General features: G+C 42.8%; 24 protein-coding genes. 15 read left to right on the forward strand and 9 right to left on the reverse strand.

Going from position 1 to position 13,945, the window contains the following annotated elements; translation table 11 throughout:
* Window positions 1–263: 263 nt before the first annotated feature.
* The 6 genes from V7K60_RS19430 to V7K60_RS19455 form a co-directional block, all read right to left on the reverse strand.
* Window positions 264–473 (reverse strand): hypothetical protein, encoded by a 210-nt coding sequence (locus V7K60_RS19430; protein ID WP_334927456.1) that lies wholly within the window; start codon window positions 471–473, stop codon window positions 264–266.
* Window positions 470–1,141, reverse strand: coding sequence for a hypothetical protein (locus tag V7K60_RS19435; RefSeq protein WP_334927458.1), 672 nt, complete (start codon window positions 1,139–1,141; stop codon window positions 470–472). The genes V7K60_RS19430 and V7K60_RS19435 overlap by 4 nt, the downstream gene beginning before the upstream one ends.
* 3 nt (window positions 1,142–1,144) lie before the next feature.
* Window positions 1,145–1,396: a hypothetical protein gene (locus V7K60_RS19440; RefSeq protein WP_334927460.1), complete on the reverse strand. Its 252-nt coding sequence runs from the start codon at window positions 1,394–1,396 to the stop codon at window positions 1,145–1,147.
* A 68-nt stretch (window positions 1,397–1,464) separates the two neighbouring features.
* The gene (locus tag V7K60_RS19445) at window positions 1,465–1,650 is read right to left on the reverse strand and encodes a hypothetical protein (RefSeq protein ID WP_334927462.1); all 186 of its coding nucleotides are present in this window, start codon (window positions 1,648–1,650) and stop codon (window positions 1,465–1,467) included.
* 20 nt (window positions 1,651–1,670) lie between these two features.
* Window positions 1,671–1,889 carry a hypothetical protein gene (locus V7K60_RS19450; protein ID WP_334927463.1) on the reverse strand — a complete coding sequence of 73 codons (219 nt, stop codon included), beginning with the start codon at window positions 1,887–1,889 and terminating at the stop codon, window positions 1,671–1,673.
* Window positions 1,890–2,018: 129 nt separating this feature from the next.
* Complete coding sequence (locus V7K60_RS19455; RefSeq protein WP_334927465.1) at window positions 2,019–2,363, reverse strand: hypothetical protein; 345 nt, start codon at window positions 2,361–2,363, stop codon at window positions 2,019–2,021.
* Between the two features lie 571 nt (window positions 2,364–2,934).
* Here V7K60_RS19455 and V7K60_RS19460 point away from each other — a divergent pair.
* The 3 genes from V7K60_RS19460 (at window position 2,935) to V7K60_RS19470 (ending at window position 4,378) form a co-directional block, all read left to right on the forward strand.
* Entirely contained in the window at window positions 2,935–3,198 is a 264-nt protein-coding gene (locus tag V7K60_RS19460; protein WP_334927468.1) for a helix-turn-helix domain-containing protein, read from the forward strand.
* 1 nt (window position 3,199) lies between these two features.
* Window positions 3,200–3,616 (forward strand): helix-turn-helix domain-containing protein, encoded by a 417-nt coding sequence (locus tag V7K60_RS19465; protein ID WP_334927470.1) that lies wholly within the window; start codon window positions 3,200–3,202, stop codon window positions 3,614–3,616.
* Window positions 3,617–3,832: 216 nt separating this feature from the next.
* Entirely contained in the window at window positions 3,833–4,378 is a 546-nt protein-coding gene (locus V7K60_RS19470) for a hypothetical protein (protein ID WP_334927472.1), read from the forward strand.
* Between the two features lie 27 nt (window positions 4,379–4,405).
* Here the strand turns inward: V7K60_RS19470 and V7K60_RS19475 are convergent, their stop codons facing one another.
* Window positions 4,406–4,663, reverse strand: a complete 258-nt coding sequence (locus tag V7K60_RS19475) for a hypothetical protein (protein WP_334927474.1) — start codon at window positions 4,661–4,663, stop codon at window positions 4,406–4,408.
* Between the two features lie 126 nt (window positions 4,664–4,789).
* On the opposite strand from V7K60_RS19475, the gene V7K60_RS19480 reads away from it, so the two are divergent.
* Together V7K60_RS19480 and V7K60_RS19485 are read left to right on the forward strand one after the other, a co-directional pair.
* Complete coding sequence (locus V7K60_RS19480; protein ID WP_334927475.1) at window positions 4,790–5,014, forward strand: hypothetical protein; 225 nt, start codon at window positions 4,790–4,792, stop codon at window positions 5,012–5,014.
* A gap of 10 nt (window positions 5,015–5,024) precedes the next feature.
* A complete protein-coding gene (locus V7K60_RS19485; protein ID WP_334927477.1) occupies window positions 5,025–5,171 on the forward strand; it encodes a hypothetical protein in 147 nt (48 codons plus the stop codon).
* A gap of 113 nt (window positions 5,172–5,284) precedes the next feature.
* Here V7K60_RS19485 and V7K60_RS19490 read toward each other — a convergent pair whose 3' ends face one another.
* Both V7K60_RS19490 and V7K60_RS19495 read right to left on the reverse strand, forming a co-directional pair.
* Window positions 5,285–5,437 (reverse strand): hypothetical protein, encoded by a 153-nt coding sequence (locus V7K60_RS19490; protein WP_334927479.1) that lies wholly within the window; start codon window positions 5,435–5,437, stop codon window positions 5,285–5,287.
* A complete protein-coding gene (locus tag V7K60_RS19495) occupies window positions 5,434–6,018 on the reverse strand; it encodes a tyrosine-type recombinase/integrase (RefSeq protein WP_334927481.1) in 585 nt (194 codons plus the stop codon). Before V7K60_RS19495 ends, V7K60_RS19490 begins: the two co-directional genes overlap by 4 nt.
* 221 nt (window positions 6,019–6,239) lie before the next feature.
* Between V7K60_RS19495 and V7K60_RS19500 the strand changes: the two genes are divergently transcribed.
* The 10 genes from V7K60_RS19500 (at window position 6,240) to V7K60_RS19545 (ending at window position 13,920) form a co-directional block, all read left to right on the forward strand.
* On the forward strand, window positions 6,240–6,569 hold the full coding sequence (locus V7K60_RS19500; protein WP_334927483.1) for a hypothetical protein: 330 nt from the start codon (window positions 6,240–6,242) through the stop codon (window positions 6,567–6,569).
* A complete protein-coding gene (locus tag V7K60_RS19505) occupies window positions 6,569–6,790 on the forward strand; it encodes a hypothetical protein (RefSeq protein ID WP_334927485.1) in 222 nt (73 codons plus the stop codon). Before V7K60_RS19500 ends, V7K60_RS19505 begins: the two co-directional genes overlap by 1 nt.
* Window positions 6,791–7,002: 212 nt before the next feature.
* A complete protein-coding gene (locus V7K60_RS19510; RefSeq protein ID WP_334927487.1) occupies window positions 7,003–7,437 on the forward strand; it encodes a hypothetical protein in 435 nt (144 codons plus the stop codon).
* A 6-nt stretch (window positions 7,438–7,443) separates the two neighbouring features.
* Complete coding sequence (locus V7K60_RS19515; RefSeq protein ID WP_334927489.1) at window positions 7,444–9,543, forward strand: collagen-like protein; 2,100 nt, start codon at window positions 7,444–7,446, stop codon at window positions 9,541–9,543.
* Between the two features lie 104 nt (window positions 9,544–9,647).
* Window positions 9,648–10,529 (forward strand): hypothetical protein, encoded by an 882-nt coding sequence (locus V7K60_RS19520; RefSeq protein ID WP_334927490.1) that lies wholly within the window; start codon window positions 9,648–9,650, stop codon window positions 10,527–10,529.
* 81 nt (window positions 10,530–10,610) lie between these two features.
* Window positions 10,611–11,237: a hypothetical protein gene (locus V7K60_RS19525; RefSeq protein ID WP_334927491.1), complete on the forward strand. Its 627-nt coding sequence runs from the start codon at window positions 10,611–10,613 to the stop codon at window positions 11,235–11,237.
* On the forward strand, window positions 11,230–11,466 hold the full coding sequence (locus tag V7K60_RS19530; protein ID WP_334927492.1) for a hypothetical protein: 237 nt from the start codon (window positions 11,230–11,232) through the stop codon (window positions 11,464–11,466). The genes V7K60_RS19525 and V7K60_RS19530 overlap by 8 nt, the downstream gene beginning before the upstream one ends.
* Window position 11,467: 1 nt before the next feature.
* Complete coding sequence (locus V7K60_RS19535; protein ID WP_334927493.1) at window positions 11,468–11,920, forward strand: hypothetical protein; 453 nt, start codon at window positions 11,468–11,470, stop codon at window positions 11,918–11,920.
* 213 nt (window positions 11,921–12,133) lie between these two features.
* On the forward strand, window positions 12,134–12,379 hold the full coding sequence (locus tag V7K60_RS19540) for a hypothetical protein (protein WP_334927494.1): 246 nt from the start codon (window positions 12,134–12,136) through the stop codon (window positions 12,377–12,379).
* A gap of 275 nt (window positions 12,380–12,654) precedes the next feature.
* Window positions 12,655–13,920: a M16 family metallopeptidase gene (locus tag V7K60_RS19545; protein WP_334927495.1), complete on the forward strand. Its 1,266-nt coding sequence runs from the start codon at window positions 12,655–12,657 to the stop codon at window positions 13,918–13,920.
* The last annotated feature ends 25 nt before the right edge of the window (window positions 13,921–13,945 follow it).

Below are 13,945 nucleotides of genomic sequence, written 5' to 3' on the forward strand. Positions count from 1 at the left end.
CTTTGGATATCCCGAATTTAATAGCGCACGAATCACCCTAACGCCCCACGCTTGAGGGGCGCGATTCAGGAGTAAACGCATTCGGGGAGTTAACTTAAGAAGTGCCGCGCCTGAAATTAAGAACGCCACAATTGAGGGGCGCAATTCTCGGTGAACGCCGCACTTTCTCTAATTAACTTGCGGATGCTTTGGACACACTAGCCGAAACGGTGGCAATAATGCCACCGTTTCGGCTAGTGTGTCAGTTAGCCTCATCAGGCGCTCTAAAAGCTTTTAAGTTCGTTAACTATTTCCTGCATTCGTTCAGCAGATAATTGACGGTACTGCTCATTAGCTATTACCCCTATATGGTTTTTCCATGCTTCTATGCTTTCCCCAGTTGTTTGGGCAATAATTTGTATAGCTATTCCCATAGCTAAAGTATTCAGAACACATACATCTTTGGGTAAACTAATGTTTTCTTCATTACTCATTCATAAATTTCCTCATCATCAAATTCGTCATCATATCCAACTAATGAATATTCGTTTTCCGGGTCAATTTGGTTAAGAACATCAATCATTGCTTGACCGCTTAAAACATCAAAGACTGAGTAATTACCTTGCCCTAGTGCAGTTTCAATCTTCCTCATCTTCAAAGCACGTTCGACTTCTGGAGTACGGAATCTGGGGTCGACATCCTCAATAGAATTAATTGGCGGCGGCTGCTCGTTACCTTCAATCCAGCGCTTGTGTTGGCTGTTGTAAAATTCTCGGTATGCGCGGGCGCTAGGTGGCTGTGGTACAGTTTCAAAAAAGTCAGCCAGTTCTTTCTGCCTTTGAAACCCTTCTGATCCACACCACATAAAATCAACCCACTCATGTTTCATTGCAAAGCCACCTTTAGACATTGCCTCTTGTGCAACTTCAAGTGAATTGGTGTTGCAAGTACTGGCAATCAGTTGAGAAATAGCAGTAGCTTGAGAACTTTTGAGCCGTTCCAGGTCAACAATCCACAGCACCACTTGTTCGCTATCAGCTGTGGTCACTCGCTCCAGGGGAAACGGGTCACGCATGGGTATCATGCCGTCTGGAAATAAATCTAAAATTGGCTCAAAGGGATTGCTGGGCTTGAGTGTCACCCAAGTGTCGTGCTTGGTCATAAGTTACCTCCGGTTTTTAACACGATGATTGCTACAACGTTCAGCCAACAGTACAGCAGCTTCCTCCCAGGCGGCGATTAGAGCTACAGCATCTTCACTGAAGAATAGTTGCGTGTCTCCGTTCTGCCAAGTGACGACGAGAGTACGGCTGGGTAAATCTTCAAATCGAATTTGGCGGATTTGAGCCAGGTTTATCCACCCAGCTGTCGGCAATTTACAGGTAAACACAGATGGGGTATTAACTATGGTGTGCATTTTGGTAAACTAATTTTGGTGGTCTAAGGCGATCGCGTTGTCATTGGTGCGTTCGCTTTTGAATTAACCTACAGTCCAAACTCTGTGAGGCGGTTGCGGAAAACCACTTCAATCGGGTCCGGGGATAGTTTTCTCATCATTTGGTAGTAGCTATCCGCATCGTTGCGTTTTCTAAATTGGGATAAAATAACCCAATTGCATGGCGTTGCTTCTTTGACAACGATCCAATCAAAAAGCTGTTGTCGATAAGTCATGGGTAAATGCTGTTGATAAATTAGGTTGGGTAGTTCTCTTTCAAAAAGGTGTGTAATTCCTCATCAGAAAATTGATGAAACTTTTGTTGTCCAATATCCAGGTATTTCACTCGGTGAACAATCGCCGATTGTCCTGTGTGTTTTGCTAAATCCTCTGTGACGAGGGCATAAGCGACAACCAAATATGACAGAAAGTCATTAGAAAGCAATAGATCAGATTCGTGTTGTTTAATCTGCATAATTTAAATTTGATTACAAGAAAAACCAGTCAACCAATCAGCTGATGACTGGTTTTTTTGTGGAACGGTTTACTTTTGGCTCATATCAATGAAAGTTATTTTATAGGCATATTCCTCTTACAAAAATAGTTAAGTTTGAGGGCGCGGTGATGAAGAGTTAGCCGTGCCCTTAATAATTAGGCGGCCATTCCGATCACGTTCCATCACCAAGTCGGCGCGGGGTGCAATTGATAAATTTGGGATTTTGCGTCGCGATGGTTTTTTAGCGATCGCTGGTAATTCTGATGGCAATAACTCAGAGTGAAAATCTTCCTCAATGCCACGCGCCAAGCCAGGACGGGAACGATAAATCATCCCGTGGGCATCGTCAAGCAGTTGGGTGAGGGTTTTAACCTGACATTTCAACTGCTCAATTTCTTTTTCTAGTTGGCGAATCCGTTTTTTTCGTGTTACATACTTTCCCTTCTCAGTCATATAAGTAAAAAAGTCCGACCGGTCGCAGGTTTGCGCGAAATTCATAAGAAACTGTGAGCAATTGCATAACCACACGGTGATTTGCAATTTCACGATCGTGCATCTGTGCGTGAGCCATTACCTACACGCCAGCCTCTACGGGATTTTCACCCAGGTCTTAATTTCCACAGCCCACCGTGTCACCACGTCGGCAAATAGCCCAAGGTAACTGTGGAGCGCCTTACTAAGGTCATTTACAGATTGCGGCCGCATACAAATGCACGTCACCAGCTTTTATCTAAGCCGCGACTTGTATAGACAAACACTTCAGTTCTCAACTTACTTCACCGCTTACGGGACACTGGTAGCCTGAAACACCCTTCATCGGCTTTCAACGGCTATTACACAAAGTGCTAATTTTCCCGGATTTGGCTTTTGTTACTCAGATGAGACACTTTAGGTGAAACCAGCCAAATAAAACCATCTCTCTGCCGAGTCAGTTATATCGGCTGGTCTTTTTTTGTCGTTCAACATGAATGATACGTCCTGTCATGTCTTCTTTCAAGACGTTTCATTCATGAACTAAGCGTCTATGATAGAAGATAACCAACAAGAACAGGAAAAGTCTCCCTTGAGGCTACTAAGAGAAGAATCAGGACTAACACGTCCTCAAGTTAAACAGAGAATAGGTGTTTCAGAGCGACGGCAAGCTGACTGGGAGTCTGGAAAAGCTATGCCAAGTGCTGAAAACATTGCAGCACTATGCCGTTTATACAAAGTCTCCTTGAAGACTATGTTCAAATCGTTAGGGGTTGATGTGTCAGCCATACCTGACGACTACGAGGTAGCTGACTGATGTGAAAAAATTCGCCACAGTGCTTGCTTACAGCCCTGTGGTAGGGATTAACACTAACCTAATTATGACGGAATCCGACAATCGAGAGCAGCCAACCTTGAAAGGACTTCGAGAAAGTGCAAACCTAACTCAACCAGAATTAAGCCGTCGAATGAAAGTAGGCATTCGTATTATTGGCGACTGGGAGAGGGGAGAATCTATCCCCAGGTTTGATCGTGCTATCGCATTAGCTCGTGAACTGGGAGTTTCCCTTAAGATTCTTGCAAAGTCAATGCAGATAGATGTCGCCGACCTACTTGATGATGGCCCATCCCTTGCTCATTTGAAAGCTATATGCAGAGATTTGGGCATTACAGAGGTGGGTGAACTTCCAGACGACTGGAAACAACTCAAGCGATCGCCTAAGTCCGAAATCTAAAAAACTCACCACAGTGCTTGCTTACAGCCCTGTGGTGGGGATTAACACTAACCTAATTATGACGGAAACCGACAACGGAAGGGTCCCCAGGCAGCTGACATTGTTCGCGGTCGAGTCAGTTGCAACGGCTCCCCCTCTCCCCCCTGCTCCCTCTTGTGAACCTGAGTTTGGGGAACTAACTTCTAGGATCGCTGGAATCCCGCCGACTTTGGAGAAGTGCCCCATCTAAGCGACAACGGACAACTGACAATTTTTTATGATGACAGCGACGAGCCACCAGACCCAGACGATTTTTTAAATCTGACCGAATATAAGCAAGCCTGGAGTGATTGGGAGTCAGGCCGCGTTCTGGAACGGGATACACAGGCAGCTCAATTAGTCAGTAGTCACTCGCAGATTTCCCCTAGCGAGCGCCAAAGTTTTGTTCTGGAACGTGATACCAAAAATCCTGTTCCAGAACAAAATACCCCAGGATTCGGGGACTATACCGATGTTCCAGAACACATTAAAGCTGTTCTGGAACATCTTCACTGGGTAGAAAAGTATCATCCTTCCAAGCGCAAAGATAACCATTATTACCGCTATTGCTGGAAGACTGGGGGGAAGATTAGGCATCGGCACATCACCGGGGGGAATGTGCGATCGCAGCTGGCCCAAAGCAGGAGGGAGGAAGTTGAGATTGCGATCGCGGATGGATTAACCCCGGTGGAGATTGAAAACTTAATCCGCTCCTGGCGTAACTCCCCAATGCCCAATGACTAATGACTAATGACTCTTATGCCAAAGTAACTAGCGGCGAAACTCATTGAAAATTTTCCAGCGATCGCCACTAGTCATTTCGTCATTGTGAATAGGACGGGAGTACTGCCGACGCTTAATTTTCAAAAACTTGTTGACTAGATATTCCAGTGGGTCATTAGCCCCGTCCAATGCCCTAGCGTATTCTAAGACCTGGGGAACAAGTGCGACTGGTACGCGGATCGATTGAGTTTTACCGTGATTCCAAGCTGGTTGCCAGCTGGTGTGATTCTTCCCCGGCTTTAGCATTACCATTACCTTGAAAGGCCTGTTTCAAGGCAGGATACAGTGTTTTGAAAGTGAATGCAAACAAAGAGTTAAGAGTTAGGAGTTAGGAGTTAGGAGTTAGGAGTTAAGAGTTAGGAGTTAGCAGTTATGAATAAAAATCCACATCTTAGCGATACAGATGTTTTTGCAAGCTTAGACAAACTAATTCCCGATACCCATGAAATGAGGCTTATTGGGTTATTGGAGTGGTGCAAGATTATCCAAGTCGAACTGGATGCAGGCAGAATTGATAATGCCAAAGAATATTTAGCAATGGCGATAGCCGAAGCCGAAAAGCCCCGGTCATCCCCCATGCCCCCTGCTCCCCAATGACTAATGACCAATGATTAATGCCCAACAACTATCTAGTGTCAAGCATTCTCAACAAGGGGAAGCTGTACTGCGGGCCTCCACAAGTGGGGTAAAAGTCTTGATTTTTCGTAGAATATTGTTTAAAAGCAAAATTTTTATTGGGAGTGAATTTCATTAAGTCCTCAAAAATGAAAAATGCGATCGCGCTTGTAAGCCGAAGTGCGATCGCTTTTGAAATCCGGTAAGGCTAGGTGTTACCTGAGTCCAGCCTATCCTCCCCGACAAGCTTTGTCACAGGTTTGGGTAGAGTTGGTCAACCTCATCCCATGCCTGAGAAGCGAGATTTTCCAGTGCCATAGCTAAATACAAAGGATGGTCATATTCACCTTTCTGTAAGCGATCAAAAAATATCTCAATTTGGAGGAATAGCAGGTTGGCGTTCATAGAGTTGCGATCGCGCCCCGGCGTTCGTCCATTTCAATTTCAAAATAAGGGTCAAGTCCTTTGTTGTCGCGGTGTCCGGTGAAAGTGCGGATGATTTCTTTAGAAATGCCACTTTTCCGCAATTTGTTGACCATACTCCGGCGGGTGCTATGGGTCGAAATTCCTTTAGCATCAAATCCCGCGTCATCCGATGCCCGCATGAAAATGTCATAAGCATTTTTCCAACAGATTGGCTTAGTTCCGCACCTTGAGGGGAATAACCACTCGCTATCTGTTTCTGGTTGGTATCGCTCCAGTGATTCCTTCAAAATGTGATGTACTGGAATTTCTGTCGTTTCAGCCGTCCCGTCTGGTCTGTGTTTCCTGATGATCGCGGGGAAGATGATGTCTTTTTTGGGCTTACCAGTACGATCGTAAACATCACTCACCTTGAGTTGAACCAGCGCCCCCCACCGCTCGCCGGTGAACCATGCAAGATCCAAAAGCAATCTGTACTTCTCAGTTCTAATCTGCCGTCGAATTTTTGAATATTCACCATCTGTTAATACTGCGGCTTTTCCCTTTCTGTTATTCTTTGGCATAGATATAAAAAATAAACTTCTCGTATTCCGCTTTTACCTGGTTCAGAGGTGAAAGTGGAATTTCCTAAATATTCACTATTAGTAAATATTCGCTCAATCCTAATGCTGGCAAAGGATACATGGCATCAGTGAATATTCCACTTCTACAGAAAAGTGGAACATTTACATAATTTTGGCTACCGCATAAAACGGATTTATTCACTTCATCAAAATTCGCTTTTATGGCAGAACTAACTTTAGTAGAAGTTTTTGGCACGGGGGCAACTCAGGATAGCAGCAGTATCACAATTCAAAAAGCAGCCCTTCCTCGTTTAACTGCAAGTGCGAGCAACAGTGCTGAAAGTTTGCTAACAGGTATTGTGTTGATGGCTCAAACCAATCTGGCCCAAACCAACTTTGATGCAAATGTTGACCAGTCTATTTACATTGGGCCTGGATACCCTAGCTTCACTAATCGGGGTACAAACAACGATCAATATCGGGTTGATCAGATAATAGTTAACCTTGCCAAAATTGACACTGCCTCAGTAATTGACCCGGATAATTACTAATGGCAACCGGACACGTACACGGAACAATTGGCAATGGTGCAACGGTTAGTTACATTCCAGGTGACTCTCCTAATATTGATATCCCTCCCAATGCTTCAGGTGGGTATGATGTCACCTATACTTTCCTCACTTTTTTTGCTGGACAGAACGCCTACTGTTGCCTTGTGAACGGCATTGATGTTTATCCTGGGGCAGGATGGCTACTAGATTCCTGTATCTGAATATTAGACAGCACTGATGTACCGCACGATTGTATTAACGGTATATGTGTACCTGCAAGTACTCATGGCACTCTAGGTTTATATGCTTCGTTATTGGCTTGCGAAGTAGCCTGCGGTAGTTACGGCTGTAGCGGCAAGTGTATTTCTAATATTGAATGGGCGCAAATAGAGGGTTTATCCACTCAACTAAGAAATAGGAATTGCAACTAAATATGAGTACCTCCAGCGTGATTGGGAGTATGCAATCAGCGCTGAATTGTGCTGGTAAGTGCGATTGTTGTCAGAACTTGCAATCACAAATTAATGCGATTAATGCTCGACTTTTAAACCTTAAGGGTGTTGATGAAAACACCCTGAAAACATCACTTAAAGCGTCACTGCAACCCGACATTTTGACTGCTGTAGCAGCAGTAGGTGTGGTAACTGCTAACAAATTGCAACTACAAATTGATGCTGCTAAACAAAAAGCAACCGATGCTTTTTTACAAGTTGTAGAGAACACAAAAAAACAAAGATTATTAGAAATTGAAGCTAGAGGAGCGAGGGATACAGCTACTAGGGCAGAAAGAAACGCTGCTGAATATGCCAGACAAATGAAAGAAGCGCAAGCAGAAGTCACTCAACTCAAGGGTGAACAAGCGCGATAGAATCGGGTGAATAAACAATTAGAGATTGCGGAGGCTGATTTAAAAGAGCTAGAGCGACGTAATGCACGAGATGCCGAACGAATGGCACAAATTGAACGCAAGAATGCAGCGAAATTTAATGCTTTAGAGAGTGCAACTGAAGCCACAAGAAAAGATGCGGAATTAGCTAGAGGATTATCAAATCAGGCTAAAAACGAAGTTATTACGGCAAGCACAAAAGCTACAAATGCTGCCACTGAAGCTGCTACGGCCTCAAAAGCAGCGCTGAACGCATCTCTTGATGCAAACGGCTTAAAACAGCTTGTTAATGGCATTGGGGCTAAAGTCGATGGCTTTGGCAAAGCGATCGCAACCTTAGAATCAAAGGTCGGTATTGCATTGACGAAGGCTGCAAATGCAGTTGGTATAAGCAGTGAAGCACTTGCGGCAACAGGGCGACTCGCGGGTAGAATTCTAGAAATTTTTCAGGTTATTGGAACACTTTTTACTTTGATTGAGCAGTTGGCAACTTTGAATGTTTTAGGAGGAAGGATTGACGCTGTTGAAGATGGATTACAAGCAATTGGTAATGATTTATCCCGTGTTCTCGGTAAACTGCTAGGACTTCAAAATCGGATCGGTGCTTCGGAGTCTCTGGCAGTACAAGCAAAAAATATCGCACTCGATGCCAAGGGTATAGGTGAAGCGGCAAACCTGAAAGCGGGTGCAGCGCAGGTGACAGCAACTCGTGCTGAGAACTTTGGAAAGACTGCAATTACTAATGCAAAACAGGCACAATTGACCGCAGACGGTGCGGTACGCAACACGGCAATTGCCAACAAAAATGCTGCAACAGCATACAAACAAGGTGTCAAAGCCGAAGGTATTGGGGAGCAAGCCAAACGTATTGCTGGCGACGCACTAGGTAAAGTAGGTGTAGCAGTGACTACAGGACTCACGGCAATTGCCTTGTACCAGACTGTGAAATCGTTATGCGGCTTGCCGGGTATACCTGGAATACCTGGCAGAGATGGCGCACCAGGTAGGCAGGGTGAAAGGGGATTACAAGGAATACAAGGAATACAGGGTATACCGGGCAGGGACGGTGTGACCACAATAGTACAAGTGCCCGCAGTACCTGGCAGAGATGGCAGGAACGGTGTAAACGGTTTGCCCGGAAGAAACGGCAGGGATGGCAGAGACGTGAATCCAGTAGATTTGGCGAGTTTAAAGGCTTTGATCGTTACTCAACACGCTGCAACTCGAACAAGCATAAACACAGTAACAACTAGCGCCATCGGCGGAGTCAAAGGATTTCTTGTAGCACAGTTCACCGCATTAACCGCACTGATTACAGCGTTTGCAAGTAGTGCATTAGTAAATACTGCTCTAAATATTATGACGTTCGCGGCGACAGTACATAACGCTGTGATGTTGAGCAATGACGTTGCAATGACGCTGGGAACAATTATAGATCAGATAACTGGATTTATATTACCAAAGGGCTTAAACGGTGAATCAATAAGCATTAGCACCGTATTAGGAAAAGCAGCAAAGGAAATCATCAAGGATACCATTGGCGCTGCTAACTATGCACAAATTACTGAGGATTGGGCAAAAGCAAATAGGATTTATCAGTCAGTAGTGAATGTCCATAATCAGCTTTCAAATATGATGGGCGTACTGACGGCTAGTATGGAAGTCATTGGTGGCAATGTCGGTAAAATCGGTAACGCATTGCGCAAAGGTGGTGTACTACTTGAAAATGCTTATGGGTACATGAACCCACAGCCAAATTTGCAAGGTAAGTTTTTCAACTTCCTGCAAGGTGCTAGCGAAAAAGCATCCACTATTGCAGCAGTAATTGCTATTCCAATTGCCATCAAGGAAGCAGCAATTGGCATTAACGATAGTGTGGCTCAACTTCGTAAAAATCTCACACAAGAAGATCCAAAAGACGGCGATGGCCACCCAATAAAAGACTCCCTTGGTAATAACCTACGACATGAGCCTGGGCTTACTGTTCCCGATCCAACCAAGACAGCCGATGCTGGGAAGCAAGCAAAAGCCGACAGTAAAAACTTTATTGAAGCAACCCTAGAAGATATCTTTGACGGAGACGACTAAGCATGACGGAAAGCACGCCATCATATATTCCGCCAAGAGATGAACTTGGCAGACAACTTCCGCCTACGTCCGACATAGTTACTGGGAGAACTCTCAATCCTCACATGACTTCACCCACAGCTAAAACACCATCTACAGACTCATTACCAGATAATTTTGACTCTTTTGAGCATTTACAAGCTGTATATATTCCCCAACATAATGCACTTGTAAAACGATACTTTAGTGATTTGGGTGATGACTGGAAGCCAAACATAGCAAATCCTAGAAGTGCATTAAGAGTTGCTTGCACAATGGTTGATAATGACAACCAATTAATGATGAATCTTAGGCATCATTTATTGTTTGATTTGTTGGGATATGGAAGAAAAGGATTAGCTTTATTTTACGGCAGTAGAGAAAGTATTGATATTCCGGTTACGGGACATCCCAAAATAATTTTTTATTTTTCACAGGACTCTGCTTCGATGCCAGAAGGACAGGATTATAAAGCTGACGCTGAATGCAGCGTTAGGCTAATGAAACTAGAAAACACTTCATTGAATTTACGTGAAAAACTAATTGAGATAGCTACTGAAATCAAATCACAGTTTCTTGTTAATAAACAAGGAATTATGCTAACTAAAGGGAATCTATGTATCAGTTACAAAGATGTTAAGAATGGCTTTCCAAATGGGACTAAAATATTTGCACATACAGAAGAAGACGCCATCGATATTTATAAAAAAATTTGTAATGTAATTGATGTAGTTTTTGATGAAAGCCATATAAGTGTAGGTAATCCAAAAAAACCTAGCACAATTGGTGAAGTTACTGAAACCCAAACAATTATGGGTAAAAAGCGAAAATTAAAAGCTTATCGACGAATTATGAAACTACGATTTAGGTATGCTTATTGCTTTATTCTCGGTGAGCCTAATCCTGTGTTTCTAATTGATACTACGGGCAGATACGACCCCTTGGTTAAAGTTCAGCTGTTAATATAGCTGGGACATATACTATATCTCCGATAAAAAATAGTTTGAAATATAGGGTTAGTTTAAAGAGAACAAGAGGTAAAAAAGACTATGGGTAGATATAGTGATATGTCCAGAGGCGCTGAATTAGCAGCTGACTGGGAAAAGGTAAAGGTGCTGGCGTGGCAAAAAAAGACTCGCGCAGAAAAGCAAGCTTTATATAAAGCGAACAAAAAAGACGTACCCAGGATATTAGTGAAAAGAGTCCAGGGGTATATTCGGCCATTCAATACTCCAAGCGGATTATTAATTATACAAAAATCAATACCAGATAATACCCAGCCAGTACAAGCCGTTCAAGCAAATATTACAGAACTTCTGGCAATTGTTCAAGGTGGCACGGATGGTGCTGGAAGAGTATTAGAGAGCGCACCAACATCAACATCAGAACCGGGTTTGATTGCTTTATCCCATACTAGATACAATTTCGCCAAACTTTCTTGTATTTCTGTTGTCAAACAAGTTCTTGAAAAAGAAGGACGTATCAGCGGCAATAAGTACAAAAAAATAGTTACTGACACGGTTTCTACTCCTTTTGGCCGCGGGAAAGCCTCTGAAACATTCGTTCAAGCTGTTACTCAAATTCAGGGTTCTGGGGCTTACGATACTTTCATCAACAAGGTTATTGCTGGTACTACTGCATCTAATAAAGTCTTGATTGTTCCAGAAAATGAATAACAACATTATTTTACCTTCTGAAGATATCCGAGATACTTTAGCTATTGCTTCAGGACATGATGAAAATGGGCAAGAAACTACTTTTGAGCAAATGATAATTGCTAATACTGCAATGGTCGGTTGGCTTGGTGGAAAGGTTGACGCTGATTTTTACTTTGATGTGCTAGCTCAAACAGGGTTAGATCCTTTTGAGCATCTGACCCCTGTTTTTGATATTGTCTACGGTTGAGATGACTAGAATCTTGCAGCTAGGGATAGAAAATAATTGGCATTTGCAATACAGTAATTCTTTTCCTGCTGTAAGTTACTTAAATGATTCAACAGGGAAGCCAATTTATCAAAAGATAACTGAGATAAATATTCCTGTAGTGTTTGACAAACCCATCATTGCTGTATCTGTCAGTACTACTATTCCTATAGGAAAGATTTGGAATTATGCAGGATACTTGCGCCGCAGCTTAACAACTGGTTTGGGTGCAAGTTTCGTGGGTGAGCCGGAAAGCTTGTTTTTAGGTAAGTTCAATTTAATAGTTTTTGATGATTTGAATATTAATTATTTTCTATCCCTTCAAGTTCCTAAATGGTTTATCAATTCCAATGTTGCTATTTACCAGTACGAAGGAACAGATTCAACGACGCTAGAAAATGATGTAAATACAATTAAAGTATTGCTAAATATTTAAATGAGTACTATACGATCAACAATAGCTGTTACCAACTCTTCTAGTAATAGTTCTCCTGGAATAGTATTAACTCTAGAAAGTACTGGGATATTTTGGGCATTCTTGTTAGTGTTTCTATTTTAGCTGGTTTAAGAATAAAAATTGTTACTAGTATTAATAAAATTTCCTCTTCAATTGAAAAGATTGAAGAAGATTTAAAGGGTTATGCTGATAATGCTAAAAAAAATCACAGATATAGATCATAGACTTGATTTACATATTCAAGACTATGTAAACCGAAAAGATACCATAACATTGCTAATTGGTGGAATTAAGGAAACGATGGAGCATAGAACTAATCGCCTTTACACCTCTATGAAAGATATTGAAAAACACTTGCAGCTTCAGGGAAGTTTTAAAATCCGAGAATTTCAAGATGTGATCAAAATGGAGGAGGAAGATCCTTTTAACAAACTTTAGACACAAGTATTTATTCCCTGCCTCCCATTCTGAAGAAGAGTTAACCTTCCCCCGCACTATGTCCACTACCTTCTAGCAGGCGTTGCGTAGTGTACAGGCAAGCGAACGCTGTTTTCCCATGTGCTAACTTCAGTTTCCTCTCTGGGGATTCTCGGTAGTGCAGAGAACAGCGGTAGCACAATTCTACAAAATCTGTATAACTTGATTCTAAATGAGATATCGTTCAGAGTTAAAATGACACAATTGCGTTAAATTGTGGTTAAAGCTACAAAAAATTGTTAAAACAACTAACTGATACCCTATTTTCAGCCTCAGTCTTCCGACTAGAGAGTGGTTTAACTTTTATTCATCAAGAAATTCCCACTACTCCCGTAGTTGTGGCGGATGTTTGGGTGCGTGCTGGAGCCAGCCTAGAGCCAAAACCGTGGTTTGGTATGGCGCACTTTTTAGAACACATGATTTTTAAAGGTACGGCGACGCTACCCCCTGGAATGTTCGATTCCGAAGTTGAAAACCGGGGTGGCGTAAGTAATGCAGCGACAAGCTATGATTATGCTCATTATTCACTCACCACAGCTGCCCCTTATTTAAAAGATACTCTACCCTACTTGGGAGAACTACTACTCAATGCGGCAATTCCAAAAGATGAATTTAGCCGCGAACGGGACGTGGTGCTAGAAGAAATTCGCTCATGTCAGGACGATCCCGACTGGATAGGATTTCAAGCTCTAATTCAAAGCATCTATCCGCATCACCCTTACGGGCGTTCGGTGTTGGGTACTGAGCAAGAACTGATGCAGCAGTCACCAGAAGCAATGCGCTGTTTTCACCACGCCCACTATCAGCCAGAAAACATGACGGTGGTAATTGCCGGAGGTATAGCCCAGCAACCCGCTTGGGAAATGGTAAATCATTCATTTGCTGATTTTGCCGAACGCTCGAATTGTCCGCAGTTTGAGAGAGTGACAAAGCCAGTGATAACAGGAATTCATCGTCAAGAGTTGTATTTACCACGCATAGAGCAAGCGCGATTGTTGATGGCGTGGCTGGTACCCGGAGTAGAAGATATCCGTACTGGCTATGGTTTAGATTTTTTGTCAGTTTTATTGGCAGAAGGGCGGACTTCACGTTTAGTGCGTGATTTACGAGAAGATTTGCAATTGGTACAGGGGATTTGCAGTAGTTTTTCTCTACAACGGGAATCGAGTTTATTTACAATTACTGCTTGGTTAGAACCAGAAAATCTGGAGGAAGTTGAGTCTTTAATTTGCGCTCATTTGGATGATTTGCAGACTAAAGGAATTAGCGAACAAGAACTTGCTCGTACACGCAGGTTGCTATGTAACGAGTATGCGTTTTCTACCGAAACGCCAAATCAACTTACAGGGCTTTATGGATATTACAATACCATTGCCCAAGCTGAATTAGCTGTGACATATCCCCAGCAGATTCAGTCTTTTGATACCAAAGAACTGCAAGAATTAGCTAAACAGTATCTATCACCGGAGAATTACGCGGTTACTGTACTTAAACCGTGTTAGTCATCTGTCCTTTGTCATTAGCAAA

Origin of the sequence: Nostoc sp. (assembly GCF_036917555.1) — a bacterium.
Taxonomy (GTDB): Bacteria; Cyanobacteriota; Cyanobacteriia; order Cyanobacteriales; family Nostocaceae; genus Nostoc.